The organism is Pseudomonadota bacterium (genome assembly GCA_013285465.1).
Classification (GTDB): domain Bacteria; phylum Pseudomonadota; class Alphaproteobacteria; order Micavibrionales; family CSBR16-224; genus CSBR16-224.
Map to the genome: position 1 here is coordinate 1757813 of CP053449.1, position 25952 is coordinate 1783764.

The 25952-nt window shown below is 52.8% G+C and carries 27 protein-coding genes; 8 read left to right on the plus strand and 19 right to left on the minus strand.

Annotation, left to right across the window (positions count from 1 at the left end):
• Window positions 1–25: 25 nt before the first annotated feature.
• Complete coding sequence (bcp, locus tag HND56_08505; protein ID QKK05724.1) at window positions 26–502, plus strand: thioredoxin-dependent thiol peroxidase; 477 nt, start codon at window positions 26–28, stop codon at window positions 500–502.
• A gap of 5 nt (window positions 503–507) precedes the next feature.
• On the opposite strand, the gene HND56_08510 is transcribed toward bcp, so the two are convergent.
• A complete protein-coding gene (locus HND56_08510) occupies window positions 508–1272 on the minus strand; it encodes a hypothetical protein (GenBank protein ID QKK05725.1) in 765 nt (254 codons plus the stop codon).
• Between the two features lie 221 nt (window positions 1273–1493).
• Between HND56_08510 and rplU the strand changes: the two genes are divergently transcribed.
• From rplU to obgE, 3 genes are all read left to right on the plus strand, one after another.
• Window positions 1494–1808: a 50S ribosomal protein L21 gene (rplU, locus tag HND56_08515; GenBank protein QKK05726.1), complete on the plus strand. Its 315-nt coding sequence runs from the start codon at window positions 1494–1496 to the stop codon at window positions 1806–1808.
• A gap of 33 nt (window positions 1809–1841) precedes the next feature.
• Window positions 1842–2102 (plus strand): 50S ribosomal protein L27, encoded by a 261-nt coding sequence (rpmA, locus tag HND56_08520; GenBank protein QKK05727.1) that lies wholly within the window; start codon window positions 1842–1844, stop codon window positions 2100–2102.
• Between the two features lie 75 nt (window positions 2103–2177).
• Window positions 2178–3242: a GTPase ObgE gene (gene obgE, locus HND56_08525; GenBank protein QKK05728.1), complete on the plus strand. Its 1065-nt coding sequence runs from the start codon at window positions 2178–2180 to the stop codon at window positions 3240–3242.
• Between the two features lie 7 nt (window positions 3243–3249).
• On the opposite strand, the gene recQ is transcribed toward obgE, so the two are convergent.
• Together recQ and mnmC are read right to left on the minus strand one after the other, a co-directional pair.
• A complete protein-coding gene (gene recQ, locus HND56_08530) occupies window positions 3250–5079 on the minus strand; it encodes a DNA helicase RecQ (protein QKK05729.1) in 1830 nt (609 codons plus the stop codon).
• 89 nt (window positions 5080–5168) lie between these two features.
• Window positions 5169–7121 carry a bifunctional tRNA (5-methylaminomethyl-2-thiouridine)(34)-methyltransferase MnmD/FAD-dependent 5-carboxymethylaminomethyl-2-thiouridine(34) oxidoreductase MnmC gene (mnmC, locus tag HND56_08535; GenBank protein ID QKK05730.1) on the minus strand — a complete coding sequence of 651 codons (1953 nt, stop codon included), beginning with the start codon at window positions 7119–7121 and terminating at the stop codon, window positions 5169–5171.
• A 76-nt stretch (window positions 7122–7197) separates the two neighbouring features.
• On the opposite strand from mnmC, the gene HND56_08540 reads away from it, so the two are divergent.
• Both HND56_08540 and HND56_08545 read left to right on the plus strand, forming a co-directional pair.
• A complete protein-coding gene (locus tag HND56_08540; protein ID QKK05731.1) occupies window positions 7198–7683 on the plus strand; it encodes a low molecular weight phosphotyrosine protein phosphatase in 486 nt (161 codons plus the stop codon).
• 8 nt (window positions 7684–7691) lie between these two features.
• A complete protein-coding gene (locus HND56_08545; GenBank protein QKK05732.1) occupies window positions 7692–8561 on the plus strand; it encodes a phosphotransferase in 870 nt (289 codons plus the stop codon).
• Between the two features lie 7 nt (window positions 8562–8568).
• Here HND56_08545 and HND56_08550 read toward each other — a convergent pair whose 3' ends face one another.
• The 13 genes from HND56_08550 to HND56_08610 all read right to left on the minus strand — a co-directional run bounded on the left by HND56_08550 (window position 8569) and on the right by HND56_08610 (window position 21520).
• Entirely contained in the window at window positions 8569–9729 is a 1161-nt protein-coding gene (locus HND56_08550) for a D-alanyl-D-alanine carboxypeptidase (protein QKK05733.1), read from the minus strand.
• Window positions 9730–9763: 34 nt separating this feature from the next.
• On the minus strand, window positions 9764–10921 hold the full coding sequence (locus HND56_08555; protein QKK05734.1) for a septal ring lytic transglycosylase RlpA family protein: 1158 nt from the start codon (window positions 10919–10921) through the stop codon (window positions 9764–9766).
• A gap of 25 nt (window positions 10922–10946) precedes the next feature.
• On the minus strand, window positions 10947–11921 hold the full coding sequence (locus tag HND56_08560; protein ID QKK05735.1) for a lytic murein transglycosylase: 975 nt from the start codon (window positions 11919–11921) through the stop codon (window positions 10947–10949).
• Window positions 11922–11931: 10 nt separating this feature from the next.
• The gene (gene tolB / locus HND56_08565) at window positions 11932–13269 is read right to left on the minus strand and encodes a Tol-Pal system protein TolB (GenBank protein QKK05736.1); all 1338 of its coding nucleotides are present in this window, start codon (window positions 13267–13269) and stop codon (window positions 11932–11934) included.
• A gap of 36 nt (window positions 13270–13305) precedes the next feature.
• Window positions 13306–14166, minus strand: a complete 861-nt coding sequence (locus HND56_08570; GenBank protein QKK05737.1) for an energy transducer TonB — start codon at window positions 14164–14166, stop codon at window positions 13306–13308.
• Window positions 14167–14259: 93 nt separating this feature from the next.
• Entirely contained in the window at window positions 14260–14634 is a 375-nt protein-coding gene (locus HND56_08575) for a protein TolR (protein ID QKK06603.1), read from the minus strand.
• Between the two features lie 126 nt (window positions 14635–14760).
• Complete coding sequence (locus HND56_08580) at window positions 14761–15564, minus strand: hypothetical protein (GenBank protein QKK05738.1); 804 nt, start codon at window positions 15562–15564, stop codon at window positions 14761–14763.
• Window positions 15565–15635: 71 nt separating this feature from the next.
• A complete protein-coding gene (rodA, locus tag HND56_08585) occupies window positions 15636–16694 on the minus strand; it encodes a rod shape-determining protein RodA (GenBank protein QKK06604.1) in 1059 nt (352 codons plus the stop codon).
• Window positions 16695–16765: 71 nt separating this feature from the next.
• Window positions 16766–18589, minus strand: a complete 1824-nt coding sequence (gene mrdA / locus HND56_08590) for a penicillin-binding protein 2 (protein ID QKK05739.1) — start codon at window positions 18587–18589, stop codon at window positions 16766–16768.
• Between the two features lie 42 nt (window positions 18590–18631).
• Window positions 18632–19216, minus strand: a complete 585-nt coding sequence (locus HND56_08595; protein QKK05740.1) for a hypothetical protein — start codon at window positions 19214–19216, stop codon at window positions 18632–18634.
• A gap of 18 nt (window positions 19217–19234) precedes the next feature.
• A complete protein-coding gene (mreC, locus tag HND56_08600; GenBank protein ID QKK05741.1) occupies window positions 19235–20116 on the minus strand; it encodes a rod shape-determining protein MreC in 882 nt (293 codons plus the stop codon).
• 180 nt (window positions 20117–20296) lie between these two features.
• A complete protein-coding gene (locus HND56_08605) occupies window positions 20297–21337 on the minus strand; it encodes a rod shape-determining protein (GenBank protein ID QKK05742.1) in 1041 nt (346 codons plus the stop codon).
• A gap of 45 nt (window positions 21338–21382) precedes the next feature.
• Complete coding sequence (locus HND56_08610; protein QKK05743.1) at window positions 21383–21520, minus strand: 50S ribosomal protein L36; 138 nt, start codon at window positions 21518–21520, stop codon at window positions 21383–21385.
• A gap of 209 nt (window positions 21521–21729) precedes the next feature.
• On the opposite strand from HND56_08610, the gene HND56_08615 reads away from it, so the two are divergent.
• A complete protein-coding gene (locus tag HND56_08615) occupies window positions 21730–22815 on the plus strand; it encodes a hypothetical protein (protein QKK05744.1) in 1086 nt (361 codons plus the stop codon).
• Between the two features lie 128 nt (window positions 22816–22943).
• On the plus strand, window positions 22944–23552 hold the full coding sequence (locus tag HND56_08620) for a hypothetical protein (protein QKK05745.1): 609 nt from the start codon (window positions 22944–22946) through the stop codon (window positions 23550–23552).
• Between the two features lie 4 nt (window positions 23553–23556).
• Here HND56_08620 and cysQ read toward each other — a convergent pair whose 3' ends face one another.
• From cysQ to HND56_08635, 3 genes are all read right to left on the minus strand, one after another.
• Window positions 23557–24363, minus strand: coding sequence for a 3'(2'),5'-bisphosphate nucleotidase CysQ (gene cysQ, locus HND56_08625; protein QKK06605.1), 807 nt, complete (start codon window positions 24361–24363; stop codon window positions 23557–23559).
• A 69-nt stretch (window positions 24364–24432) separates the two neighbouring features.
• The gene (locus tag HND56_08630; protein ID QKK05746.1) at window positions 24433–25419 is read right to left on the minus strand and encodes a hypothetical protein; all 987 of its coding nucleotides are present in this window, start codon (window positions 25417–25419) and stop codon (window positions 24433–24435) included.
• A 7-nt stretch (window positions 25420–25426) separates the two neighbouring features.
• On the minus strand, window positions 25427–25939 hold the full coding sequence (locus HND56_08635; GenBank protein QKK05747.1) for a hypothetical protein: 513 nt from the start codon (window positions 25937–25939) through the stop codon (window positions 25427–25429).
• Between the last annotated feature and the right edge of the window lie 13 nt (window positions 25940–25952).

Here is a 25952-nt window from a genome sequence, read left to right on the forward strand (position 1 = left end):
ACCGCCATTTATAAAGGAGAATATGATGAGTGTCGACATAAATGATAACGCCCCGTCTTTTGATGCCTTGACCGATGGCGGCGGCAAATTGTCGCTCAAGGATTTGAAAGGGCAGGCTTTCGTACTGTATTTTTATCCGAAAGACAACACGCCCGGCTGCACCAAAGAATCTTGCGCTTTCCGTGACAATCTGCCCGCCTTTGAAAAAACCGGCTTGCGCATTATCGGCGTGTCCAAAGACAGTGTTGCCAAGCATGACAAGTTTAAAAGCAAATATGACCTGCCCTTCACCCTTCTCAGCGATGAAGACGGTAAAATCTGCGAATCTTACGGCACATGGGTCGAAAAATCCCTCTATGGCCGTAAATATATGGGGATCCAGCGCGCAACTTTTCTGATCGACGGCACCGGAAAAATCCGTCATATCTGGCGCAATGTCAAAGTAAAAGGCCATGTTGAAGAGGTACTGGCGACCGCGCAGGAGATGGAACTGGCCGCATAAAAGCCTTAAAATTTCGGCCGGTAAAACGGATGCATATAATCATGCGGGTCGCGCTGCTGTTCTGCAGGGCGATTGTCCGGCATCCATCCCGCATGCATCGACGTATCTGCAGGTGAAAATCCCAGTGCGATCTGATGAATATAGTTCAATGTCTGCGGCGCGGGCCGCCAGGAAATCAAGCCGACATAGCTTTGCACATTGGCGCTGAGCGCTGCGTAATCCTCCGCTTCCTTGATTTTGCGGCCGCTCATATTAAATTCATCACCACGCCCTTGGAAACGGTCAAGAAAAAATCCGATATCCGTGACGTTATATCCGTCATCCACGCCGATAATCGCCGCACGTTTTTGCTTTGTCGCCCATTCTTCACCCAGATTACCCTTTCGCGTAGGGTCGTGGCGAATATGCACTTTATTTAAAACAGGGTTGATCTCTTTCAGCGCTTCCCACAAACGGTCAATCCGTTCCGCATATTGCGGCAAGGTTACCATGCCCCGCTTTTTCCCCTCATCCAGCAATACCATGTAATTCTGCATTTCGCCGAATACCAGATCACCCGGGCAGTGGTACTGCCCTGTTATTTCAGGCATACCGAAACGCTCCGCCATATTCCGCACCGGAGAATCGGCCGCATAAAGATAATAGAAACCGCCTTGCAGCGACTGCAGGGAAACGGCAGGACAAGTTTTGCCGCGGCGCTGCGCCGGACGCGCCTCCCGCAGGAAAACATCCAGAAACGCCCGCACTTCTTGCACGATATCGGATCTCAAATTTTTACACCCTTATATTTTGACCAAATATAGTATTATGTTAATTTATACCATAAAAAACCGCCGGAATGCAAGTTTGTCCTTATTCTGCTGTTTTTCCGCAATTTCCTGCTTGACATTATGTTGCGTAAAGGTATATTGTCCACCTGTTTTAGGGATTCCGGGGCAGAATTAATCTGCGCCCGCGCATTTATAATGAAGAAGAAAGAAACGGTAACACCATGTTTGCAGTTTTGAAAACCGGCGGTAAGCAATACCGCGTACAAAAAGACGATGTCATCCGCGTTGAGCGCCTTGATGTAAACGAAGGCGACAAAATTAAACTGGATGAAATTCTGATGGTCGGTGAAGCCGGCAGCGCCAAAATCGGTACGCCGGTTGTAAAAGGTGCGTCTGTAACGGCTGAAGTTGTCGCACAAGCACGCGGCCCGAAAATCGTTGTCTTCAAAAAGAAACGTCGCCAGAACTACCGTCGCAAAAAAGGCCACAGACAAGATCTGACCCTTCTGCGCATCACAGAGATCAAAGCGGCTTAAAGTATTTAAAGAGTCTTCAAGGAGTAAAGAACCATGGCACATAAAAAGGCAGGCAGTAGCTCGAAAAACGGTCGCGATTCGGCAGGTCGTCGCCTTGGCGTAAAAAAATTCGGTGGCGAATTCGTCATTCCGGGTAACATCATCATTCGTCAGCGCGGTACGAAATATCATGCAGATAAAAATGTCGGTATGGGTAAAGACCACACGCTGTTCGCCCTTGTCGAAGGCCGCGTTCAATTTATCAAACGCGCCGGCAACAAAACTTTTGTCACGGTTCAGCCCGAGGCAGCATAAAGATTTGCGCAGAAATGTGCGAAAACAAGGGGAACGCTGCGTTCCCCTTTTTTACATGAGAACGGCAGTAGAAAAATGAAATTTCTCGATCAGGCAAAAATCTATCTGAAAAGCGGTGACGGCGGCGCAGGCTGCATGAGTTTCCGTCGCGAGAAATATATTGAATTCGGCGGCCCCGATGGCGGCAACGGCGGCAAGGGCGGCGATATCATTTTTGAGGCCGTCGACAATACCAATACATTGATTGATTTCCGTTACCAACAGCATTTCCGCGCCGAAACAGGTCATCACGGCGAAGGATCGAACCGCACGGGCGCGAAAGGCAAGGACTGCATTATCCGTGTACCGGTCGGCACCGTCATTCTGTCGGAAGATAAGGAACATGTTCTGGTCGATATGACCACCCCGGGGCAGCGCGTCTATCTTTTACGCGGCGGTGACGGCGGCTTCGGCAACGCCCATTATAAATCCTCAACCAATCAGGCACCGCGCAAATTCACACCCGGCTGGCCCGGACAAGAACTTGCCGTCTGGCTGCGCCTGAAACTGATTGCCGATGCCGGTCTGCTCGGCCTGCCGAATGCCGGAAAATCAACATTTTTGGCGACATGCTCCCGCGCAAAACCGAAAATTGCCGATTACCCCTTTACGACACTCACCCCCAATCTGGGCGTTGTCGGCGTGGATAACCGTGAATTCGTACTGGCCGATATTCCCGGCCTGATCAAAGGCGCACATGAAGGGCTCGGAATCGGTGACCGTTTCCTTGGCCATGTCGAACGTACCCGTGTGCTGCTGCATCTGATTGACTGCACAATGGACGATCCCGCCGAAGCCTATCAGACCATTCGTACGGAGCTGGAGCTCTATGGCGGCGGGCTGGCGCAAAAACCGGAAGTCATCGCCCTGTCAAAAGCCGATGCCCTCGGCCCCGAACTGGCGGAGGAACAACGCCGCGAAACGGAAGAAAAAATCGGACAGCCCGTCATGCTGATCTCTGCCGTCAGCGGCGATGGCGTCACGGAAGTACTCCGCGCCCTGATGCGCCACATTGACGGCACGATTGCCGCCGAAGAAGCTGAAAATGCGGAATTCCCCTCTGCGGAAGAAAGTGTCCCCTACGATCCGCTAAACGGCTGATATTCCTTCACACCGCCTGACGGATAACGCGCAGGAAAGCCTGTCCGTATTTCTCCAGCTTGCTTGCGCCGACGCCATGAACCATCGCCATATGTTCCATTGTATCGGGTTTGAGCAGCACCATATCCTGCAATGTTTTGTCATGAAAAATCACATAAGGCGGCACACCCTGCGTGCGGGCGAGCTCAGTACGCACGGCCTTCAAGGCGTTGAAAAGGACGATATCGGCCTCGTCCGTAAAGATTTGCGCCGCGGCGGTTTTGCGGAGGGCTTTGGCTTTTCTGCGCTTGTCGGCTTTACGCAGGCGTAGCTCCTTTTTCTCTTTTAAAAAATCCAGCCCTGTCTGTGTCAGCTGCAACCCGCCATATTGCGCATCGACTTTCAACAGGTTCAGCGCGATCAATTGGCGGAACACCGCCTGCCATTCGCTCACCGACAAATCACTGCCGATGCCATAGGTACTGATTTGATCATGGCCAAAGCGCAATATGCGCTCATCCTCTTTCCCCCGCAGAACATCCGTCACATAAGCCACACCGAAACGTTGATCGGTACGATAGACGGCAGAAAGCGCCTTTTGCGCAACGAGCGTTCCGTCAAACGTTTCCGGCGGATTAAGGCAGGTATCACAATTACCGCATGGGTCGCAGCTGTCCCCGAAATAATCAAGTATGACCTGACGGCGGCAACCCGCCGCCTCGCACAGCCCCAGCAATGCATTCAGTTTTTGATGTTCGATGCGTTTTTGCGCGTCGGAAGCACCTGATGTTTCAACAAAATTTCTCTGCATTGCGGCATCCTGCGCCCCATAGATCATCAGTGCGTTCGATGGCAACCCGTCCCGCCCGGCACGGCCTGTTTCCTGATAATAGGCCTCAATGTTTTTGGGGATGGTCATATGCGCGACAAAGCGTACATCGGGCTTATCGATCCCCATACCAAAGGCAATGGTGGCGACCATAATGATCTGCTCTTCTTGTAAAAATCTTTCCAGATTTTTTTCGCGTTCCTCCGCCGCCATGCCCGCATGATAAGGTAGAGCGATAAATCCTTCGTCGCACAGCCATGCAGCGGTTTCTTCCGTCAGCTTGCGTGACAGGCAATAAACAATACCGCTGTCATTGCTGTGATTTTCCTTGATAAAACGCAGCATTTGCGCGCGGGCATTATTTTTCTCGATAATGCTGTAGTGAATATTCGGCCTGTCAAAACCTGCGATAAAGCTGCGCCCCTCTTCCAGCTTCAGGCATTCAACAATGTCGCGACGGGTCGGTGCGTCAGCCGTGGCGGTCAAGGCGATCCGCGGTACTTGCGGATATTTCTCCGCCAGCACGGAGAGCTGTTTGTAATGCGGACGAAAATCATGCCCCCATTGTGACACGCAATGCGCCTCGTCAATCGCGAAGAGGGCAATAGGAAATTCCGCCAGCAGAGCCATAAAATCATCCATCAGCAGCCGTTCGGGCGCAACATAGACCAGATCAAGCTCCCCGCGCAAAATGGCGTTTTTGGTTTCAGAGATATTGCCCAGACTGATGGCGGAATTGATTGCCGCGGCACGAATTCCCAGTTGCTGCAAAGCATCGACCTGATTTTGCATGAGCGCGATCAATGGGGAAATAATAACCCCCACCCCCTGCCGCAGCAGAGAAGGAATTTGATAGCACAGGGACTTACCGCCGCCTGTCGGCATCAGGACAAAACCATGCCCGCCGCTTGTCACATGGTCGATCACCTCTGCCTGAGCGCCCCGAAAATGATCAAAACCGTAGGTCTTTTGCAAAATTTCCAACGCAGAATCGGAAGCAACGGTGTTATGAAGAAGTCTGTCCGGCATTTGGCTCATTCTTTTTTATTGGTCAGTCACCTAAAGACTACACTTTTGCACAGGAATAAAGAAACAAAAGATAAACTGTATCCTTTTCTTCAGCTCTGATTGCGTTTCAGCGCCCGCAATATAAAGCGCCCGGGATGGATGGCCGCAGCGACTTTCTCGGATACCGGCAGCGGATCGCCGCAGATTTGCGCGGCAATCATTTCCCCCGCCAGCGGCGCGGATGTCATACCATGTGACCCGAACGCGCCGCATAGATACAGCCCGTCATGCACTTCAGCCTTATCAAGATCAATCTGCTTTTCCGTCAGCTGCCCATAGGACAGCCCCGCATAATCTTCCAGCCATTGCGCCGCAACGGGGCATTTCCCGACGACCGGCAGATGGTCAGGAACGGATGTCCTTATCCCCGCACGCCCCTGTAAATCTTCCGGCGTCACCCCGTCAAAAAAAGCGGCGGGTAAAAAGCCACCCAACATCGTCAGGTTTTTCCGGTGTCCTTTTTCCGTGACGGGATGCGTTTCCGCCTTCGCCCGCAATTTTTCAAATGTCGCCCCCGTATAATGCACCCCCTCCACAGCCGGCGGGAAATAGCCATCCTGTGTGATAACGGCTTTCAATTTGCGAGAGGCCGCATTTTCCGGCAAATAGGAAATCTGTCCGCCGACATAGCGCAACGGCAGGAAATCCGTTTCGGAAAAACCTGTCAATGACGGCCCTGTTGCCAATACAAGATGTTCCGCCTCTGCCAGAATCTCACCCGCCGCATCCAGAACATGCCAAACCCCGTCCTGCCGCATAATTTTCTCCGCCGCTGCGCCGCTGCGCAATGTGACCTGCGCAGGAAAAGCCTCCAGCAATGATGTGCAGAATTCTCTTGGTGCGACCAGCCCCGCATCAGGATAGTAAAGGCCGCCGCTGGCAAGCGGAATACCGGCAATTTCGGTTGCCTGTTTGCGATCAACCGGGCGCAGCATCTCTTCCGGCAGTGCCGTGCTTTTCACCATGCCGGTATAACGTTTGGCCGCCGCCGCATCACCGCCGTCCAGCATTAGTACAGAACTGTTACGCCAAAGCTTTTCATTCTCAAGCCGCGCTAAAATCCGCGTGGTATGGCAGAAAGCATGGGTATAAAAATCTCCTGCCGCAGAGACCGCCGCCGTCAGGCGCGGATAGACAACGCCGACAGGATTGCCCGAGGCCGCATTGCCTGCCTCCCCCGCCTTTTCCAGCACTGTCACAGGCATCCCGCGTGCGGCCAGCGCATAGGCGCAGGATGCCCCCGCAATACCTGCCCCGATGACAATGGCGCTGCCGGTTGTTTGCGTTTTGGGTATATCCCGTTGATATGTGCCGGTCAGCATATCGCGTTTTTTGCCATAGCCGCGCGTTTTTTCCACATGGAATCCGGCCGCTTGCAGCCCGCGTTTTACCGTTCCTGCCGCCGTAAAAGTCGAAACGGTGCTGCCCTGCACCGACAGCCGCGCCATATGCCGGAATAGCTCCTCACGCCACATCGCCGGATTCTTGGCCGGCGCGAAACCGTCCAGATACCATGCATCAATCTGTGTTTTGATCTGCGGCAGCATCTCCGTAATATCCCCGAGACACAGCTGCAACTGTGCAGAACCGAAATCCAGACGATGGAAACCTTTGACCGCCGCAGGATACTGCGTCAGAAGTTCCTGTGATACTGCAGCATAATCCGGCCAGTAAGCATGTATTTCCTTCATATCCGTTTTCTGCACCGGATGTTTTTCAAAAGAGAGATAATAAAGCCGTGCCCCTTTTGAGGCTGTACGCCGCCATAAATCAAGAGTTAATAAAAAATTCAGCCCGCTACCGAAACCGCATTCGGCAATGCGGAACACATCCCCTGCCCGTAAACCCTTAAATCTTTCTTCCAGATTATTGTGCTGCAGGAAAACATAGGATGATTCCGCCACCCCGTCTTCGGGTTGGAAATACACATCATCAAAGGCCGGGCTGTAAAGCCGTCCGTCAGCCGCGTATGATAATATTGCAGGTTCTATTTTTACGTTCATAAATGAGATATTAATCTATAGGCATAAGAAAAACGAGACGCTATAATAACAACAACTGTAAAAAAACAGGCCATCCATGTATAAAGTTCTTTTTGTTTGCACTGGAAATATCTGCCGTTCTCCCACTGCGGAGGGCGTGTTCCGTGAGCTTGCCAGACGGGCAGGCATCACGGAAAAGCTGCAGATTGACTCCGCCGGAACCCATGGTTACCACGAAGGGGAACCGCCTGACAGCCGCTCCATCATCACGGCCAAACAAAACGGCATTGACCTTTCCGGACAAACCGCGCGGCGTCTGCGCCTTGACGACTTCACGGAGTTTGATCTGATTTTAGCCATGTCACAAAGCCATTATGATTTTATGGACCGTATCCGCCCCGAAGGCAGCAAAGCGGAGCTGGCACTCTTTTTGAATTTCCTGCCGGGCTTCGAACATCAGGATGTGCCCGACCCGTGGTTCGGACATGAAGACGGTTTCCAGCATGTTTTTGATCTGGTGCATAGCGGCTGCGAAGTGTTGCTGGAGCATGTCATGACTGCGCAATCCGGAAAACTGAGGTGACATCCGCCATGCCCACACTGCCTGACGAGCTTTATCAGGAACTTTGTAATGCGCTTGACGGTGAAGATAAAATCGTCACCATCTCACCGCTTTCCGCCGCCCATGATGCCTTCATCTACCGTCTGGCCTTGACAGACGGCAGCCGTTGCGTTGCCAAAATGTCCCCGCAAGGCGGCGATGATCTTGAAGTCTTTATGCTGAACTATATCCATGACAAAGGCGATTTGCCGATCCCCGATATTATCTATGCATCCGATACTTTGATCGTTATGAGCTATATTGCCGCGGACTGGCAGCGCAGCGCCAAAGCCGATGAACATGCCGCCGATCTTCTGGCCCATATGCATATGGTGGAGGCGGATTTCTACGGATTCGAACGTGATACGACCATCGGCTCACTCATCCAGCCGAATGACCGCTCCGATGACTGGATTAAATTTTTTATCGACCAGCGCCTGCTTTATATGGGGCGCGCTGCATTGGAAGAAGAAAAAATCAAAGCCGCCCAGATGAAAAAACTGGAGAAACTCTGCAATAAGATACCCGAAATTTTCGGTAAAACGGACATATCTACGCCGCGCCTGATCCATGGCGATTTATGGGATGGCAACATTCTCGCTGTCGAAGATAAAATCGCGGCCTTTATTGACCCGTCGATCTATTACGCCGATCCCGAGGTTGAACTCGCCTTCACGACCTTGTTCGACACATTCGGTAAAGCCTTTTTCCGCCGCTATAACGAGCATATTCCGATCCGTGCGGGCTTTTTTGAAGAGCGTTGCGATATCTACAACATCTATGCTCTGCTCGTACATGCACGGCTGTTCGGCATTTCCTATGCACGCCGCGCCGAGCATATTATGGACCGTTTTCTGTAAGAAAAAATCAGCGGTTTAAAAGCAGCTGTTTGGCCTTTGCCAAGGTCCGGGCAAACAGGCCGAGTTCCGCGACATCTTCGCCCGTCACCAGTTTGAACTCATGTGTTTCAAGCCCTGCAACCTCAACCTTCAGCGTTCCGACCGCAGTCCCTTTGGCAATCGGGGCCGCCAGCGGCGCCTCATAAGAAAGCGTTACATTCAGTTTGTCACGCTCGGTTTGTAAAACGGGAATAGTCACATAGACATCTTTTTCCGTCACCAGCGGCACTGTCTCTTTTGCGCCCAGCCAGACAGCGGCCTCATCCACCGTTTCCCCGGCCTTGATCAATGTCCGGTTTTCAAAACTGCGGAAGGCCCATTCCAGTAAACGCGCAGATTCATCCGCACGCTCCACTTCGCTTTTCAAGCCGTTCACAACAACAACGAGACGGCGTCCGTTGCGTACGGCCGACCCCATCAAACCAAATCCGGCATCCTCGGTATGACCCGTTTTAATGCCGTCCGCACCGATATTGCGGAACAATAGCGGGTTCCGGTTCGGCTGTTCAATGTCATTGTATTTGAAAGATTTTTCGGAAAAGTAATGATAGTATTCGGGAAAATCCGTCAACAAATGCCGCGCCAGCACAGCCAAATCGCGCGCTGTCGAATAATGATCAGGGTCGGGCCAGCCGCTGGCATTCACGAAATGACTGTTACTCATCCCCATTGCCTGTGCCTGTTGTGTCAGACTTTCCGCGAAGACATCCTCATTACCGGAAATACCTTCCGCCAGCACAATCGTCGCATCATTCCCTGACTGAATCACCACGCCGCGGATCAAATCTTCCACTTTGACGCGGTCGCCGACTTTGACAAACATTTTCGAGCCGCCTTTGCGCCAAGCTTTTTCGCTGACGGCCATCTTGTCATCAAGTTTCAAACGCCCCTCTTTCAGCGCCTGAAAAACCAGATAAATTGTCATGGTTTTACTCATTGACGAGGTCGGCATCCGTTTATCCGCATTTTTCTCCAGCAAGACCGTACCGGTCTCATGGTCGATAACAATCGCTTCTTCCGCCTTCGTGCTTTGCAGCGGCTGCGCGACAGCCGCCGTCACATATAAAGTGACAATCAGACAAAAGGAGAGGAATGGCGCGAAAAAAAAGCGCATTTTTTTCAGAAACATGAAGGGCAGCCTTTCAGGTCGTCAGTTCTTATCGTTATTTCTCGATCACGACACGCGTGTCGGTGTTCATCGTCTGCCGGACCTTTTGCTCAACTTGCCGTGCCGTGTCAACGCTTTGCAAAGGGCCGAGACGCACACGATAAAACCGTCTGGCGTTTACGTCAACCGTGCTGATTCTGACAGGTGCGATATGGGATAATTTTTTTCCGACATTTTCCGCTGTTGCGGCATCACCGAAAGCGCCGGCCTGCACATATATCCCCCCGACAGCCGTCGTCGTTCCAAGTGCGACAGGCGCTTGTGCCGCTGTGTTATTTTCCCATGACGGCGGCGTATTCAGATTTTGTCCGCGCGTATCATGGTGCTGTTGCGCCTCGATCTGGCGTTTGGTCAAGACGGGGCGCTGCAGGCTTTCCGGCAAATCGCCGCTATTACCGCTGCCCATCGGTTCATATTCAAGATCCATCCGCGCATCATTTACCAGTTTTGCCACAGGCTGAGGTTTCACAACAGGGCTGTAACGCCCCATAGACGCGACCTGATACCCTTCAACCTGCGTGTTCCTGATATGCGGCTGTACTGCCGGACGGCGCGGGGCACGTTGCGGCTGTGCCGATGCATATTGTACTGTCCGGACAGACTGGCCGTTTTTCGCCGCAGCGGCGGCATGCAGACTTTCCGACTTCAAAACTTCAACGCGGACGCGTGCTGTGCCTTTATTCACAAAACCGAGTTTTTGCGCCGCCCCTTTCGATACATCCAGAATACGCCCCCGCGCAAAAGGACCGCGATCATTGACGCGCAGAACCACTTTGCGGCCGTTTTCAAGATTGGTCACACGGATAATTGCCGGCATTTGCAGCGTCTTATGCGCGGCCGTCATCGCATATTGATCAAAAATTTCGCCATTGGCTGTACGCTTGCCGTGAAAACCCGGGCCGTACCATGAGGCTGTTCCCGTTTGCACCAGATTATAATCTTCGCGCGGACGGTACCATTTACCGCCGACCTTATAAGGAGAGCCGACTTTGAAATCACCCTGCGATCCTGTTCCTCCATGTCCGGCGACCAGACGTTTTGTGTAATGGCTTGCAAGCTCGATGGAAGAACATCCTGCCAATAAGGCACATACCGAAAGCACAGCGAATGTCTTGCCAAACATCTTACTCATGGTAGATAGGGTGCGGGCCATGGATGATCCCCCTTGATTGTGATTTTTAGTAGCTGAGTTTGTCAGACAAAAGACCGACGGCGGTAGCGAAATATGTGGATTTATTCCAGAGCATAATCACCTTATAATTATTATACACCAAATAGACGTCTTTGTCTGCAAGTTTAATGACGGAGCCTTTCATACCCGCGACTTGCGGCAGGTCTCGCCCGTCTTCGCGACGTACGCCAAGCGCCTGCCATTCCGCCAGAGTCAACTCTTTATCAAGACCGATTCTCTCATCAGGAAACTGCGGCAGCAGCGTCACGCGCCGCCCCCAGCGTTCGCCCGCGCGCCAGCCATGTTGCTTCAGATAATTGGCGGCAGAGGAGAAAACATCCTGATGCGTGTTCCAGATATCACGACGTCCATCCCCGTCACCGTCCACGGCAAAGTGGTTAAAACTGGACGGCATAAACTGGCTTTGCCCCATCGCGCCGGCCCATGAGCCTTTCATTGCTTTGGGGGCAATATGTCCTTCATCCAGAATTTTCAGCGCCTGCAGCAACTCGCCACGAAAAAACGCCCCGCGCCGTCCGTCATAGGCCAGCGTTGCCAAAGATTCCACAACATTGAAGCCGCCCGTATAATTGCCGTAGCTGGTTTCCATGCCCCAAAGCGCGGCAATGACCGCTGCAGGCACATCATAATCACGGCTGGCCTTCCCCAATGCCGCCGCATGGCGGCGCATCATCACACGCCCGGTCTGCACGCGCAGATTGGACAGCGTGTTCTTCTTATATTGGAGGAAAGTAATGGTATTTTCCGGCTGTTTTTTATCCAGTTCCAGCACACGAGGCAGCGGTTTTAGACCGTCATGCAGCGCGGCTTTTACGGTTTTTTCCGAGATGCCTTTATCAAGCGCCTCACGCCGCAATAGATTGAGCCATGTCTGGAAATCACCCCTCTGCCCCTCCGCAAAGGCGTAAGGCGCATAAAGCATCACGCTCAAAAATAGCAAGGCGGCGATACGGTAAAGCATGCTGTTTCCGTCAGGGGTTAATCGGCGACCATGCGGGGTCGGAACCGTCTTGCGGCGTTTCAAGAACGCGCTCGTTAAATCCGGTCAGATCAATCGTATAGACTTTTGCCGAGCGCTGCTCACCGCGGCGGCCTGTCGGACGCTCCTTGAAATAAGCCAGAATGCGGCCATTCGGAGACCATGTCGGCCCCTCAACATGGTGCGCTTCGGTAATCAGGCGCTCGCCGCTGCCATCCGGCTGAATCACACCGATATAGAACCGCCCGCGATGCATTTTCGTAAAGGCGATCAAATCGCCGCGCGGCGACCAGACAGGATTGGCATAACGCCCATCACCAAAAGTAATCCGCTGCACACCCGAACCGTTGGCATTCATCACATAAAGCTGCTGACTGCCGCCGCGGTCGGATTCAAACACAATCCGTTTGCCGTCGGGGGCATAGCTGGGGCTGGTATCAATCCCCATTGTTCTGGTCAGTTGCACGGCCTTGCGTGAACGTAAATTCATCGTATAGATATTACTGGTACCGTCCTTGGCAAGGCTCATAATCACGCTGCGTCCGTCAGGAGAAAAACGCGGCGCAAAGGTCATACCCGGGAAGTTCCCCAGCATTTCCTGCTTGCCCGTATCGATGTCATAAATATAAACGCGCGGGCGGTCATTGACGTAAGCCATATAGGTGATCTGCTGCTGCGACGGCGAAAAGCGCGGTGTCAGCACCAGATAGCGGCCATCTGTCAGATATTTATGATTGGCACCGTCCTGATCCATAATCGCCAGACGTTTGACACGGCGGTTGGCAGGACCGGTTTCCGAGATATAAACGATACGGGTATCGAAATAGCCGTCCTCACCCGTCAAGCGGTTATAAATCACATCGGAAATAATATGCGCGATGCGGCGCCAGTTATCCTGCGTCGTCATATAAGCGACACCGGCGATCTGCTTTTCCGAAAACACATCCCACAGGCGGAATTCCACACGGGAGCGCCCGTCGGATGCCTGGCTAACCATGCCTGACACCACTGCCTGTACGCGCGTCGCACGCCACCCGCCAAAATCGGGCCCCTGATTCAGCGCCGCCGAAGACTGCACTTTCAAAGCCGAAGGCGACACATCAAACAGACCTGTCCGCTCCAGATTCTGCTGGATAACACGGGCAATACCGCGTCCCATCTCCGCCTGATCCTGTTTTTCGCCATGCATCGGCGGGATCGCGATCGGAATGGTCTTGACCGTTCCGCTTGTCACGTCAATTTTCAACTGTGCCTGTGCGGGAGAAACGAAAAGAACCAAAGCGGCAAAGGCCAGAATGGCCACGGCAAAAATACGTGTCGTTCTAAACATTGTTTTTATACGTCCTGTTCCTTGAATGGCGAGAATCTAAAACATGTAGCGCGGGTCAAAGGTTACCACAATTTCTTTCCAAGTGTCATACTTTCTTTCCGGCAAATTCAGCGGCGTACAGTCCGGATGATGCACGGCACGCAAGGCGCTGTCTGCCGCCGCACGGAAGAAACCGTCACTGCGGTAACGGCGCTGGTCAACAATTTCGGCACGGCGGACACTGCGGTCGGGGTTCACCTGCAGATAGATATCAATCACCAGATTTTGCGCATCACGCGCCCCGATCGGAATATTCCAGCAGCGTTCCAGCTGACGGCGCAGCATATCAACCTCGCTGATTGTCAGGCTGTCGCCCAGGGGCAAGTTTTGTCCATTTGCTTTTTCTTCATCCTCAAGATTAAGACGTTTCAAAAAATCCTGACGGTCTTTCGGCGCTTCCGGCGCTTTGATAATCGGTTTTTGTTCCGTCTTCTCCTGATTTTCGGCAAGGTTTTTCAAGACCGAGCCAAAATCCTGCTCCGGTTGCGGCGTCGCTTTTTTCACCGGCTTCGGCGGTTCGGGCTTTTTCTTTGGCGGATCATCGCGCGGCTTGATCACAGGCTGTGGCGGCGGCTCGACCTCTTCCTGTTTTTTGACCGGTTTTGGATCCGGCGGCTTCGGCGGCGCGGTCAGCTCTGCGGTCTGGCGTTTGCTGGTCGCGGCTTTTGGCGGTTTTTTATCCGGTGCGGGCGGTTTGATTGCAGGTTTATGCTGATCTTTTTTCGCCTGATTGGCGGCATCTTTCGGTTCGGGCTTTTTCTGCGCCGCACGTCTGTCAGTCTGGGTACGGTCGGAAATGGTTTTGATCTCGATAAAGACAGGCGGTGCATCCGGCTGCACATGTTTTTTTGTCCACATCAGGCTGGCGCTCAACGAAAAGACGAGCAGCACAAAAATGTGTAGCAGAACCGACAGCGATATGATGCGGAGCCGCATCGCCGGGCCCTCCCTTTACTGTTGTGATTTCGCGATCAGCGCCACAGGCAGACCCGATTGCTGGATAATCGCCATGGTTGACAGAGCATGGCCATAGCTAAGTTTCTGATCCGCCCTGAGATAGACAAGCTGTTCCGGAGATTCCTGCGCGACATGGCGCAGATTATCCATGAGTTCCTGCTCCGTGACCTTATTCTTTCCGAAATAAATGTCACCTTTGGAATCAATCGTGACCTCGACAGGTGTGGAGTCATGTTTTTGCAGGGCCTTGGCTTTCGCATCAGGTAGATCGACCTTCACCCCCGCCGTCAGCAGCGGCGCGGTAATCATAAAAACCACCAGCAGTACCAGCATGACATCGACAAGCGGCGTCACATTGATATCAGACATTGCGCGATGCGCGCGGCGACGCCCATGTGCGGTTTTTGTACGTCCCTGAAGCTGGCTTCCCATGTTCGCTGTCTCCGTCTTGAAAGATAAGAAATGCGCCGATTTCCGCCGCTATGATAGCAGGTATTAAGCGCGCAGGCGATACAAATCCTCGTCCTGCATCACCTCCAGAAAGCTTTCCAGAAAGATGTCCGCCATTTTTACGGCTTTTTCCGGTGTATCGACCATATCCTGACGGAACTCCACAACCAGTGACGGGATCCCCCGTGAACGTGCCTGCGATTCCACCGTATTACTGTAATCGCGGCCGCCATGCAGCTTCAAAGAATAAGGCGCATTGTCGCCGATAGTCAGACCGGGATTGTTCTTTTGCAGCGCATGCAGCATCGGCGGTGCGGCGCGGTCTTCTTCCGTCCACAAAATGCCGATTTCCCACGGGCGTTTATGACCGTCCATTTCCGGTGTAAAACTGTGAATTGACAGCAGGAACGGCGCATCCCCCCTGTCAAGGAAACCCTGTAGACAATCGCCCAGCGCATATTGATAGGGTTTGTAAATTTCGTTAATCCGCGCTCGCAGCTCTTTCGCCGACATATCCTTATTACCCGGCACGGGGATATTGTCGCTGACCTCCGGCACGAAATCGAAACGGAACGGATCACGGTTTACATCCGCGACCAGCCGCGAATAATGCGCAATAAACGTCACCGCATCCAGTTTTTCACCGAGATATTGGCCGATCTCCTCGGTGCCGATATCATAAGTAATATGTTTCTGCCTGTCTTCATCACGGATGCCAAGCTGCCCCAGCTTGGCGGGAAAGCTCTGACCTGCGTGGTCACAAATAACAACAAAACGGCTGTCCGCATCCGGATTTTCTATCCGGAAAGGTGACGGGTCACCGTCCTGCAGCAGTTTGAATTCGCTCATTTTTCTAAAACCTTACATCAACTGCGTCAGTACAAATCCGAACGGCGGTTTCCGGCGGAGCGGCCTCCCCCTTAGACTTTGCGCGCAAGCTTAACGTCGCGGTGAATACCCACAGAGAGAATTAGCCCAAATCCGAACAACACCGCCAGCATCGCCGATCCCCCGTTCGAAATCATCGGAAGCGGCACGCCGACCACGGGAATCAAACCCGTTACCATGGCGATATTGATGAATACGTATAACGCAAAATTTACGGTAATTCCAGAGGCAATCAGGCGCCCGTATTGATTATGACTGGCGCGGGCAATCAGAAAACCATACAGGATTGTCAGTACAAAAATCGTGAACAAAACAGCTGCCCCGATCAAACCCCATTCTTCCGCCATCAATGTGAAAATAAAATCCGTCTGTTTTTCCGGCAAAAAGTTTAAATGGCTTTGCGTGCCTTTCAAAAAACCCTTGCCGCCGATGCCGCCTGACCCCAGCGCGATTTTCGATTGCAGAATGTGATACCCTGCCCCCAGCGGGTCACGTTCAGGGTCCAGAAATACCAGAATACGGTTTTTCTGGTAATCATGGAGGAAATGCCACATCACCGGCAAAGCCGCCAGCACGCCGGCAATCACAACACCAAACATCCAGTAACTAACCCCCGCCAGAAAAAAGATCGCCCCGGCAACCGCCGTAATCATCAACGCCGTTCCCAGATCCGGTTGCACCAGTACCAGCGCCGCAGGCAGCGCCACCAATGCCAGCGGACGCACAAGGAACAGCGGGTGTTTCACATCCTCAAGACTGGCGCCGTGAAAAAACCGCGCCAATGCCATCACCACCCCGATTTTCATGAATTCCGACGGCTGTAATTTGATCACGCCAAGATCAATCCAGCGCTGCGCCCCCATACCGATATGCCCCTTCACCTCCACCGCAATCAGCAGCAGAATGGAGGCAATATAAAACGGATAAGACAGACGCAGCCACCAGCGGATATCAATCAAAGCCGCAACCAGCATACCGCACAGCCCCGCCCCGAAACGAATGCCGTGCCGCATCGCCCAGGGTTCGGTATTACCGCCTGCCGCCGAATAAAGCGCCACCACACCGATCAGCCCTGTTATAATAATCAGCATAATCAGGCCAAAGCTGAAGCGCGGCAGCTTTGCCAGCAGTGTCAATTCCTCGTGTTTTTGAAATGTCGCGCTCAACTTGCCGGATCCCTTTCTTTGGTCTTCAGCATCAGATCACGCGCCAAGGGCGCTGCCGTTCCTGAACCGCTGACTCCGTGTTCCACGACCACCGCACAGACATAGCGCGGTTTTTTCAACGGCGCAAATGCCGTAAACAAAGCATGGTGACGCTGTTTCCACGGCAAGTCTTCATTTTTTACACCTTCCGCGCGCTGCTTGGCGGTAATCCGCCGCACCTGTGCCGTTCCGGTCTTGCCACCCATCTGGAAAGCTTTATCCTCGATACGCGACGCATGAGCTGTGCCTTTCTGATGATTGACAACATTTGCCATCCCTTTTTTGACCAGCTCGAGATGATGCGGCGAAATACCGAGGGATTTAAATTCCGGCTGCGGCATAACCTCCGTTCCCAGCGTGTGCAGCAAAGTCGGCTTGACGGCGCGCCCGCCATTGACGATCCGCGCAAGCATCACCGCAAGCTGCAGCGGCGTGGTCTGGATATATCCCTGCCCGATGGCGGAAACCACCGTTTCCCCCAACTGCCATTTTTTGCCGAAATGCCCCAATTTCCAGTTTTTATCGGGAACCAGCCCCGGCGTTTCCCCCGGCAATTCGATATTGTGTTTTTCTCCCAGACCGAGCCTGCGCGCCATCTCCGCGATTTTATCAATACCGACCTGCCGCGCAATATCGTAGAAATACACGTCACAGGACTGCGCCAGCGCCTGTATAATATCAACACTGCCGTGCCCCCCGCGGCTCCAGCAATGGAATTTATCCCGCCCGATCTCCATATATCCGGGGCAATGCACACGGTGATCCGCTTTCACAAGGCCGGATTTAAACGCCGCCAGCGCCGTCACCATTTTAAACGTCGATCCGGGAGGATACTGGCCGGAGACCGCCTTATTCGTCAGCGGCGCGGCAGGGCTGGATAACAGCTCCTCCCACTGTTCGGCGGAAATGCCGCGTGTGAAATTATTCGGGTCAAAGGACGGGGTGGAACACATCGCATAAATCTGCCCGTTTACAGCATCCATAATCACCGCACTGGCACTTTTTTCCTGTGCCAGACGCGACTGACAGTAGATCTGCAATTCCGCATCCAGTGTCAAGCCGACACGGTCACCGTCCTTGCCGGGAATGGAGGAAATTTCACGCACTTCACGCCCGACCGCATTGATCTCGATCCGGCTGGTTCCGGCCTTGCCGCGCAGCTCCTTATCAAAGTATTTTTCAATACCCGTTTTGCCGATGCGAAAACCGGGCAGCCCCATAATCGGCTCATCCGTGAGCTCCGCCGGTGCGACAAGTCCGACATAACCGATTAGATGCGCCGTTGCCTCGGCAAGCGGATAGGCACGCATCCGCCCTTCATCAATCGACACACCCGGCAAATCGGGCAGATTGACGGAGATACGCGCAACCTGCTCCCAGTTCAGACCGTCACGCAGCATAACCGGCATAAAAGCGCGCTTGCTTTTAATGTCACGCAGCACGCGTTCCTCGTCTTTTAAAGACAGCGGAATATATTCACGTACTTTGCGGAACGTTTCTTCCAGATCAGGAGATTGTTCGGGAATCAGAAAGGCGCGGAAATCCTGCTCATTGACGGCCAGCGGCACACCGAAACGATCCACGATCTGTCCGCGTCCGGCCTGCAGGTATTTCATGCTGATGCGGTTTTCATCCGCCAGTGTCGCAAAGTAATCCTGCCGCGACACCTGCAAATGCAGCAGACGCCCTGTCAGTATTCCGAAACCGGCAAGATGCAGCCCGCCTAAAATAAAGGCGCGCCGCGAAAAAGAGTTATAGCGTTCCAGATCGCCTTTGCTCATGGTTTTAAAAGCCCGAAATCTGTTTGATAGGCGTTATTGCCGTTATGCTGTTCTGGCATCCTGCTGGCGCTTTTGCAAGACAAACAGCAGATTCCTCAGTTTGTGAAACGCCACCACAATAAACGGAAACAGCAGAATGGTCAAAAGACAGTTGAGAACAACGGGCACAAGCGGAATCATATGCCATGAAAACAGGCTGAAAACCGCCCATTGCGCGAATAAGAACGCATAACACATCAGACCGAAAGCAAGCCAGAGCGTGAAAAATGACTGCCCCAGCAAAAAGCGTTGCTGCGTGCGCATCAGCCATTGCGCCCCCAGCAGCAGAAACGCCGTCCCCCCTGCCGGAAGGCCGACGATCAGGTCAAAACATATGCCCAGAAAAAAGACCGCCCAAAACGGTAAAATCGCAGGGTAAAAGATGCTCCAGTAAAACACCGCCGCAAACAGCAGTGCCGGCTGCATACCGGTAAAAGATGCATAGCCCGTCGGCAGCACATTCAGAAAAAACAGCACAGACATGCACAGATAAAAGATTGCGAAAGACACAAAATACGGCACCATCGGCGAGAACAGGCGTTCCGCCTCCGCATCATGCTGCTTGCGCTGTATAAAGATATTAACCATCTATCCGTCTTTTACTCTTCAGGGTTTCGTTTTCAAATGTCCGGTGGACAAAGCACTATCGGCGTTGAAATCAATCACACGGACATATTCCAGTTTATCCAGATCATCCAGCGGGCTGACCTCGATCATGCCGCCGTTTCTGGAAACGATTGTTCCGATCGGCAAATGCGGCGGCAACACACCGCCGTCACCCGATGTTACAATACGCGCACCTAATCCGGGGCGACTGTCCAACGGCAAATGCTGCAAGGCCATTTTATCGCCGTTGCGCCCTGTCAGAATAGCTTTATGCCGCGTGCCTTCAATCAACACGGGGGCACGGGCGTTCAGATCCGTCACCAGCAATACACGCGACGCGTTTTTGCCTGTTTCCACGACACGCCCGATCAAGCCCTTTTCTCCCATCACGGCCTGCCCTTCACGTACGCCGTCATTGCGTCCGACCGGTATCAATACGCTTTTGATAAAACTGCCGCCCGGATCAGCAACCACACGGGTGGTGATAAAGCTGTAATCGGGTTCAATCTTGAAATTCATCAGTGATTTCAGGCTGCGGTTTTCCGCCTCCAGACGCAGCGCCACATCATACCATTGCTGCAAGCGGCGGTTTTCTTCCGACAGGCGCATATTCTCCGCCCGCAAATCGCGGATACCCGCCACGGCATCAATACGTCCCGTGGCATTCTGGATCGGTTCGGAAATACCGGAGAAAACCGGTGCAAAAAAATCCGTCAGCGCCACACGCATTTTAACGACCGGCGCGTCATAGACGCGGTGCAGGAAGACCATGGAAACAGCCAAAAGAATGAAAAACAGCGGCACAAGCCGCAAACGCACGACCTGCAGGGAAACCGGAAATGCGACGGAAAGACTTCTGTTCTTTTTGCTTTTTTTGACCAAAGGATATGCTCCGCTTTTCTGTCAATTCCCATCTTAAAACAGTCACGGACGGGAAAGCAATAACATATTGATTCAATGCATAAAAAAATACGCTGCCTGTTTTCTATTCTAACACAGGCACCGTAAGTACCATCTTAATTTTCGCTGCAATTTTAGATATGTTGTTTGCGCTTATCGCCTTCAGTACATATCGACCAGAACGCCTTTGAGCATCTTCATCTCTTCCAGCGCCTGTCCGGTGCCCAAAGCAACGCAGGACAAAGGATCATCAGCAATTGAAACCGCCAGCCCCGTTGCATAACGCAACACGTAATCCAGATTGGCCAGCAATGCGCCGCCACCCGTCATCACGATGCCTTTATCAACGATATCCGCCGCCAGTTCCGGCGCGGTATGCTCCAACGCACCCTTGACGGCATCAATGATTGCGCCGACAGGTTCCGCAAGACTTTCAGCGATTTGCCGCTCGGTAATGACGATTTCTTTCGGCACGCCGTTCATCAGATCGCGGCCCTTGATTTCCATGCTGCGCCCTTCGCCGTCTTCCGGCGGACAGGCCGAGCCGATTTCCTTCTTGATACGTTCCGCCGTGCTTTCCCCGATCAACAGGTTATGCGTGCGGCGGATATAGGAGATAATCGCCTCATCCATTTTGTCGCCACCGACGCGAACGGAGCGTGCATAGACAATCCCTCCCAGCGAAATCACGGCAACTTCGGTCGTGCCGCCGCCGATATCCACCACCATGGAACCGGTCGGCTCCGTCACGGGCAATCCGGCACCGATGGCAGCCGCCATCGGCTCTTCAATCAGCTCAACACGGCGTGCACCGGCGCTTTCAGCGGATTCCTGAATGGCACGGCGTTCAACAGCCGTTGACCCCGACGGTACACAGATCACCATTTGCGGTGATGCAAAGCTGCGGCGGTTGTGGACTTTGCGGATAAATTGCTTGATCATTTCCTCGGCGATATCGAAATCGGCGATCACGCCGTCGCGCAAGGGACGAATAGCCATGATATTACCGGGCGTGCGGCCCAGCATACGCTTTGCCTCTTCCCCGACAGCCAATACCTGACGGCGGCCGTTGACCATGGAAATGGCCACGACGGAGGGCTCGTTCAGAACGATTCCCTGACCGCGGACATAGACAAGTGTATTGGCCGTGCCAAGGTCAATCGCCATATCCGCGGAAACAAGTCCAAGAAGTTTTGAAAGCATGGACGTCCGGCCCCTCTGGGGAAATGCGGTTGTTAAGGTTTTAAATTACTGTTTGGCTTTCATGCGCGGATTTTCGGAATTGATCACATAAAGGCGAACTTTTCCTTTTCCGTCGCGACGGCGTACAACGCGGTTTTTCTGGTCGCGTTTAGCCTGTTTGCCGATCGAGTTTGTCTTTTTCATTGTCGTCCTCGTCATCATTAAAAATATTGGAGCATCAAGAACGGCAAACTAATGTGTTTTCTGCCTTCTGTCAACTGAAATTACAGTAATTTCCATGCCTTTTCTCAAGCGTGACGCAAGGCAATAATTACCCGCTATGCTATTGCTACGCCGCTTTTGTTCTGAAACAATATGAAAGACCGTTCGACATTCTTACTGTAAGGACAAAAATGACGACCTCACGCGACCCGACAATGCCGCCGCCCTCACATGAGCCGCCGCCCCAGAAACCTGCTAGCCCCCGTGAGCCTTTAACGCATTCCGCAGGTCTCTGGTCAATTTTCATCATTTGTCTGCTGCTATTCCTAACATCCTTCTCCCGGGAGGGCGGAGCCAAGGATTTCATGCAAATGCAGGCGGGGCTGTTAACCCTGTTCTTCTTTCCTCCCGTACAAGAGCGGCTCTATAGAAATAAAGGCGGCCTGTTTCGCCATACGACACGTGTTCTAGTCTTTTTTCTTTCCTTCACACTCGCCGGATTTTTCCCATCTTTTCAGAAGGGTGTAAAGGAACAAGTAAAAAATACGCCGACAGCAACGACCGCCATCGCGGATAAAAAACATCTGCCCGCACCCCGCAGAAAGCGTTTTGCCCACCTTCCCATCAATCAGACACTCACTGATATGCTGGCAGAAAAAGGTACCGCCCGAACCTTTACATTTATGACAGACGAACTGACCCGCATAGCGCGCAGCCAGACCAATACGGAGGGCGCAGCACAAGCGCTTGCCATCGTTGAATGGGCGCGAGATTATCGCACTGATCCGAATAAAAGCCCTGTTATTGGCATGATGGGAGCCATCACCATGGAGCGTATCCTCGCCGGAATGGGCGATAAAGACCTGCCTCCCGCCATTCACAAGGAACAGTATATTACTGCCGAAGATTACTTTCTAACGCATTTGCTACTACGCGAGAATATTACACGCTGCCAAATTCCGCCTTCAGCAACACGGGATATGTCGGCACTTGCCGGAGGACAGTTTGTCATCACCTCCGCACTACTTTACAAACGCTTCAAAACACTATTCGACAGCCTCCCTCCGGACGAGAGGACGAAGATTATCACTAATTTACAAATAAATGCAGAACAGCGCAAAGACCGCGCCCCCGACACAGAATTCTGCCTGCATAGCCATACAGGAACAGCCGCCTTTATCCCTGATACAGACTGGCAAACTGCGCGGCAGAACATCCTGTCCGAGATCACAGAGAATTTGACAGGACAGACCGACATAGAAAAGGACAGCAAATGACCACACCTCCTTCGCACATAAAAATATACCGCCGATGCCTATTTTCTGCCCTTTGCACCGCTCTTTTGTTTTTCTGCGGCGGCACGGCTCATGCCATTGATGACAATATCCACCAAAAGCACCGCAAAATGGCAATATATCAGGCACTGGACAAAATGGACCGCGAGCAAGGTGCCGATGAAACGCAGATATTCGTCCTGAACAAAATCTCCGAACTCCTGGATCCGGCGGCCAATGCCGGAAAAGGCGATGATTTGCGCGCCATTTTCACCTGGCTGCAGGATTGGCATGATATGAACAGGCATCCGCTTTACGGGCTGGTTTTGTCAGAGCATTTTCTTACCATGCTGCAAAGTGATCTGGCCATCCATGATCTGCAGCATGAAGAACTGGTCAAAAAGATGCTGCAAAATTACTTTCTGGCCTTTGTGATTATCCGCGAGGAAATGGCACGCTGCGCGCATCCCTCGCAGGAATCCGCCGCAGGCAACAGCTTTGTCGCCTTTTTGTTGCGCTACAAGCTTTACAAAACATTGTACAATACGCTGGATGACACGCAGAAAAGGCTGATCTACAAATATGTGGAAAAAAATGAGCAAAAACTGCATAACCGTCCGCGGACCGACAAATATTGCCTTAAGCCCGGAGAAGACGCCGCAGAGTTTCTGCCGCAGGATGAGTGGGAAAAGAAACGCGCAGACCTGTTTCAGGAATTAAAGGAGGCGATGGGGCAGTAATATATCAGCTACCTTTTGCCGCAGCGGCGATACTGTCTTTCAGCGCATCCGAACAGGCCGCAAAAAACGGATTTAAAAACTGTTCTTCCGTCTTGCCGTAACGCAGCGGCGAACCGTCCAGCGCCAGTACATGCCCGCCGGCGGCACGCAAAATCGCATCCCCTGCCGCCGTATCCCATTCACAAGTCGGGGCAAGACGCGGATAAAGATCAGCCACACCTTCGGCAATCGCACAAAATTTCAAGGAACTGCTGCGCGCCGCCAATGCCGCCACCTTATAGCCGCTGACAAAACGCTGAATTGCTGCGGGATTACCGTGCCGGCGGCTTTCAATCACCGTCAATCCCTCTTCGGGCGGTTTCCGCACAGTCAGAGGCGTTTTATCCCGCGTCCCCGTTTCCTGCATAAAGACATGGTTGCGGCCTGCCGCCGCATAAAGAACATCCTTCATCGGCAGATAGATCACGCCCAGCACAGGGATAAAATTTTCCATCAGCGCAATGTTCACGGTAAATTCGCCGCCACCGCCGACAAATTCCTTGGTACCGTCCAGCGGATCAACGCACCAGTAAGTGCCGCCGGAAATATCGGGAATCGTTCCCGCCGCAACAGATTCCTCGCCCAGAAACGGAATCTGCGGTGCCAGCTCCGCCAGTTTTTTAACGATCATCTCTTCCGCCTTTTGATCGGCGATGGTCACGGGGCTGCCGTCCTGTTTTATTTCGGCGGTAAAATCACCTTCAAAAATCTGTTTTTCCACCGCACCCGCCGCACGCGCCAATGCACAAAGATCATCCAGAATCTCCGCCATCGGGTGAAGAGCCGTCTCCGCACCGTTATCTGTCATTTTTTTGCTTTCCATGAAATTACCCTGCCTGCCTCAGGCATCCTCGCGCTTGCTTAAAGCCGCATGCAAACCGCGCAACACAATCATCTGCCCGACAGGCCCCGGCATATAGCCGCCGTCATCCGCCGTACTGGCGGCAACAAGCCGTCCGGCCGCCTTGGCCACAGCCACTGCACGCCCCATCAGATCACCGAAACCGACATGTTCGAAGAAATCTTCGATCGGCTCCCGCAGCTCTTCCAGCATTTCGTGGTAATGGCTGTTATCCTGTTCGTCATTCACCGGATTCAGCGCCGTCCATTTACTGTCTTTTCCGGTCGCATGGCGGTTCACTTCGCCCTGCATGACTTTCACCAGATCATCATGCAGCTTTCTCTTGTCATCTTCCGTGACCGCAGCGTTTTTCTTTTGTTCCGCGATTCCCTCCAGCCCGTAAACCGCCGCCAATGCCGCCAGTGCCGCCAGTGAAATATCCACGCCCCAGCCTTCGCTGATGAAATCATCAATCAGGATGTCGCAAAACTCGCTTGCGGCGGTTTCAAAAATCGCGCAGGTAATCACCGTTTCCATCAATACCCGCAAACAGCGCGCGACCGTCATATCAATCGCGCCATGTTCATGCCATTCGGGGAAATCACTGATAATCAACCCGATCACAATTTCATGCACGTCATCCAGACCTTTATCCAGCTGGTTTTCCGCCTCACGCGCAATATGCCGCCCTTTTTCGGTGAAGAAATCCATTTCAACCATATCCGGCAGAAATTCGAGCAATTGCTCAATCTCGACCTGTTCCGGCTCCGTCTCCAGCAGATCGGCAATCCGGAAAAAGGTTTGCTCCATCACAATATCGGGTTCTTCATATTCAAACAGCGTTTCCGCCAGCATACCGCCATACAGCAAAATCGTATGCAGCGCTTTATCGCGGTCAATCTTTTCCCCTACATGCAAAATCTTTGCAATATGGCTATGCAATTTTTTTGCATGTTCCGTGCGTTCGGTCATTGTGGGTGTATCCATTATTCCTTCATTCTTTCGATTTTTCTTCCGCCGCCGTATCGCCCCAAAGCGCCGCGGCAGGTATCCAGCCTTCATAGCCTGAAACGCCTATACTGCACCATGCTTTCACACATTGGTCAAGCTTTACGATGACCCCCGGCTCCACCCGCAGTAGAATCCGCGCATCCTCCGCAGGTTTTGCACGCATTTCACGTGTTTTATCACGGATGATCGCTGTTTTCCTGCCGGAGAGCAGATTCATATGCACCCAGCCGGTTTCTCCGTCAAACAGCTCGATCTGCCGCCAGACATCAAATTCACGGATAATTTTCACCGGCATCGTCTCCCGCGTCAGAATCCACTTCACCGGATAGCGCGCACCGGGGCCGCTGCGCAGATTGGTCTTGGCATCGCGCAGACTGGCATAATAAGCCTCTGCACCTGTTAATTTGGCCGTGCAAGGCGTCACCGCGAAACCAAGCACCAGAATACTCGCCAGCACAGCCGCTCTAAAAACGGAAAAACGGGATTTTTTTGTCATATATATTGAATTA